Source organism: Frankia sp. CoWAU3 (assembly GCF_977971855.1).
In genome coordinates this window covers 1-3,249 of record NZ_CDWWXB010000251.1, presented here as the reverse complement: position 1 = coordinate 3,249, position 3,249 = coordinate 1, and the positions used below count along the sequence as shown (strand labels likewise).

The window sequence follows — 3,249 nt, the reverse complement described above, 5'->3', positions numbered from 1 at the left end:
GCCACCGTGGAGCAGACAACCCAGCCGTGGTGCCGGCCCGTCCGGCAGCACCCCCCAGCGGGTTGCCGTGCACGAGGTCCGCCCGATCGTCCACGTCACCCGTACCAGCAGGTCTTCCACCAGGATGGGCAGTTCCACCACCGGTTCCCCGGCCCGGGCATGCGCCCACCGGTGGGCCCGGTCGAACTCCGCCCGCGGAAAGCTGGTGATCAGTACACCGTCGCCGTCCAGGACCAGCAACGGCCATCCGGTCACAGGACCACCACCGGATCATCCGGCCGGTGCAGCACCAACGCCGGCACCACCAGCCACTCCCCATACCCATGGGCGCGGGCATGCCGGTCCGCGTCCCGGGGGGTGGCGAAGTAGCCGACCACCCCGTCCACGTCCCGGTCCGGCCCGTCGACCACCGCCACCACCCACACCGTGGCCGCCTGATCCGCCCCCGTGCCGGCCAGGATCCGTGACCATGCCTCCGACCAGCCCGACCCCGTCCCATCCCCGACGCTGGCACGCTCACCCATCACCGGCCCCCGCACCGGCAGCCGGGGGAACCGGCAACGCCGCCAACCGGGCGAACCCGAACTCACCCCGGCGCACCCCGGCCAGGAACACCGCCCACTCGCGGGCCTCGAACAGCAACCCCGCCCCCGCCGGGATCCGGCCGTGCCGCACCGCTACCCCCGGGGCATCCAGCAGCCCGAGCACGCCGACCGGCACCGCGGCCACCTCCACCGCCCCCAGGCCGGCCCGCGCCGTCCGCCACCAGGCCAGACGATCCCGCCCCCGCACCGGCACCTCACACTCCAACCGGGCAAAATGCTCGTCCTCCCACCGGCCCACGGCCAGGACCCCCCTCATCTCGTGATCACAAGGTGGCCCCGGGCAGGCCCCACCCCCGTGGAACAGCCCACCCGGAACCGTTCACGGCGCCCGCCGAGGACACGAAGGCCAACCCGGCAGGAACCGCCGGGCATCACTATCGGTGCACCCGATCGCGTCGAATAGTGACAGATCACCATGCGTGACGGTGACCTGCTGGTGTCACCCCGGCCTTCTCGGTGCCATCAGCAATACGTGCCGGATCTGTGTCGTACCGTGAGGTAGACGCCACGACTGTTTGCGAAGAGGTGCGGCATGATCTCCCCTGGCGCTGACGAGGCCCCGAACCTGCTTGCCCGTCTCGTCCACGAACGCTGTTGGAGCGTGACCGACTTCCGCCGCCACTTCGAGCAGACCGCCAAGGCGCTTGGTAGGTCGGCGGACGGCATGCCCCAGGTCAGCGAACGGCAGGCCAAACGATGGCTGTCTGGAAAGGTCGCCCGCCGGCCCTACCCGGTTGCGTGCCGAGTCCTCGAAAAATGTTCTACTACCCTGTAGACAGCCTGTTTGCACCTGCCATCAACTCTTACGCTTCGAGAGGATTCGATAACTCTAAGTCGTCTTCCGTCGTTTCCGCACTCATGCCCGCCCACGCCGACACCGCCGGGTCATACACCAGCCCCCATGTACGGGATGACCAGAAGCGATCAGGTGCCGACAGTTCCGACCCGGCGTGGACAAGAGAGATTTCTATGTCCCTCCGCCGAACCCGTGACTTTCTCCTCCTTGTGGAACGGCCCGACCTCGGCCCGGCCATGCTCGACGAGATCCACGACGAACTACGCCGCATCGCCCGCGCTGTCCCCACCCAGCCGATACCGACCTTCTTCCCCGACCTGCTTGCCTTGCAGGATCTCACCTACCGACTACTGGAAAACCGTCAACACCCCTCCCGAGACCTGTACCTCCTCACTGGTGCGACTACAGCACTGGTTGCGGCCATCTGCAACGAAGTCGGTAAGCCGCAGGCCGCAATCACGCACACGAGAGCCGCCTACTTCTGCGCGGACCACGCGGGTCATGAGCCGCTGAAGATATTCATACGCGGCGTCCAAGCGTTGACCGCCTATTGGGCAGGCTGGACAGCCGACGCCGCCCGCTACTGCCAGCTTGCCGCAACCCTTGGCCCCGTCTCCGGCACCGTCGCCGTCTGGCTGCCCTCCCTCGAAGCACGTATACATGCCGCGCAGGGCAGTGCCGACGCCGCAACCCAGGCTATCCGCCTCGCCGCTGAGGCTCGCGAACGGGTGATGCCCGATGACTTGGACGACATCGGCGGCGAAATGACGTTCACGTTTCCGCGTCAGCTCTACTATGCGGCCGACGCCTATGTCTGGTTGCCCGACCAGCCCGCCGACGCCGAACGAGCCGCGGTTGCCGCCGTCGACGCCCACGAGTCCGCAGCTGGAGACGAGCGCAGCTACGGCAACGAAGCCCTGTCTCGGGGCGCGCTCGGCCTTGCCCGAGCCCGAAACGGCAATCTCGACGGTGCTCAGGACGCACTCCGCCCAGTGCTCGATCTCCCAGTCGATCTTCATATTGCCTCGATCCGACAAGCGGTGCGCCGTGTCCACGGCGTCTTGACAACCCCAACCCTCGTCAGCTCTCCTACCGCCCGTGAGCTGATCGCCGAGACCGAGCACTTCATCCGGACGTCCCCGCTGGCGCTCCCCGGCTGACAGCTTGGAAATTTACCTCTTTCACCACACCTTCGTTAGGAGATCCATGGGGAAACACTCGACGCCCCCTCCGGACTGTCCGCGATGTGGAGGAAACGGAACGATCACTGTCGCCACCGATGGTAAAGAAGAACAGAAAACAGAAACCGTGACCTGCTCGACATGCAAGGGAACGGGGAAGGCGTGAGGCGGGAAGATTTCATCCCTGACGTTATCTGGGTCAGACGGGGCGACGGGTGGATGGTGCCACTGCGCCGATCTGACGATCCTGAACGATGGCTGACCCTGGTCAGCAGCGATGATTCGATTGTCACCCAGGCCGACGACGGGGAACTCCAGGACGGTAAGGGCGTCATCCCGACCAGCTCAAGTAGTGCGCCATCGGTCATGAAGAAGATGATCGATCTGCTTGACGTGCGGGCAGGCATGAACCTCCTAGAGATTGGAGCAGGAACCGGCTATAATGCCGCCTTTCTCGCACAGAAAGCCCATCCCGGGCATATCACCACCGTCGAGGTAGACGATAAGATCGCCGAGCACGCCCGGCAGGTCCTATGCAGGACCGGATATCCGGTCGCAGTCGTTACAGGTGACGGCACCCTGGGATGCCCCGAGCGCGCCCCCTACGACCGCGTCATTTCCACCGCCAGCGCGGTAGAGATTCCCTACGCCTGGGTGGAGCAAACCC

Annotated in this window: 6 protein-coding genes; 3 read left to right on the top strand and 3 right to left on the bottom strand. The window is 66.0% G+C overall.

Translation table 11 applies throughout. The features are described from left to right. From AC08ON_RS16560 to AC08ON_RS16550, 3 genes are all read right to left on the bottom strand, one after another. Positions 1-255, bottom strand: a 255-nt coding sequence (locus AC08ON_RS16560) for a hypothetical protein (protein WP_476617296.1), incomplete at its 3' end; no start/stop codon positions are given. Beyond that, positions 252-527: a hypothetical protein gene (locus AC08ON_RS16555; protein WP_476617295.1), complete on the bottom strand. Its 276-nt coding sequence runs from the start codon at positions 525-527 to the stop codon at positions 252-254. The genes AC08ON_RS16555 and AC08ON_RS16560, both read right to left, overlap by 4 nt. Further along, entirely contained in the window at positions 517-861 is a 345-nt protein-coding gene (locus AC08ON_RS16550) for a DUF397 domain-containing protein (RefSeq protein WP_476608504.1), read from the bottom strand. Before AC08ON_RS16550 ends, AC08ON_RS16555 begins: the two co-directional genes overlap by 11 nt. Positions 862-1,137: 276 nt before the next feature. Between AC08ON_RS16550 and AC08ON_RS16545 the strand changes: the two genes are divergently transcribed. From AC08ON_RS16545 to AC08ON_RS16535, 3 genes are all read left to right on the top strand, one after another. Then, the gene (locus AC08ON_RS16545) at positions 1,138-1,380 is read left to right on the top strand and encodes a hypothetical protein (protein WP_476617294.1); all 243 of its coding nucleotides are present in this window, start codon (positions 1,138-1,140) and stop codon (positions 1,378-1,380) included. A gap of 194 nt (positions 1,381-1,574) precedes the next feature. Then, entirely contained in the window at positions 1,575-2,561 is a 987-nt protein-coding gene (locus AC08ON_RS16540) for an XRE family transcriptional regulator (protein WP_476617293.1), read from the top strand. A 240-nt stretch (positions 2,562-2,801) separates the two neighbouring features. Further along, a partial coding sequence (locus AC08ON_RS16535; RefSeq protein ID WP_476617292.1) for a methyltransferase domain-containing protein occupies positions 2,802-3,249 on the top strand: 448 nt, incomplete at its 3' end.

Bases quoted from the DNA above. Each gene is read 5' to 3' on its own strand.
- AC08ON_RS16550 (WP_476608504.1), bottom strand. From the start codon at position 861: ATGAGGGGGGTCCTGGCCGTGGGCCGGTGGGAGGACGAGCATTTTGCC.
- AC08ON_RS16545 (WP_476617294.1), top strand. From the start codon at position 1,138: ATGATCTCCCCTGGCGCTGACGAGGCCCCGAACCTGCTTGCCCGTCTC.
- AC08ON_RS16540 (WP_476617293.1), top strand. From the start codon at position 1,575: ATGTCCCTCCGCCGAACCCGTGACTTTCTCCTCCTTGTGGAACGGCCC.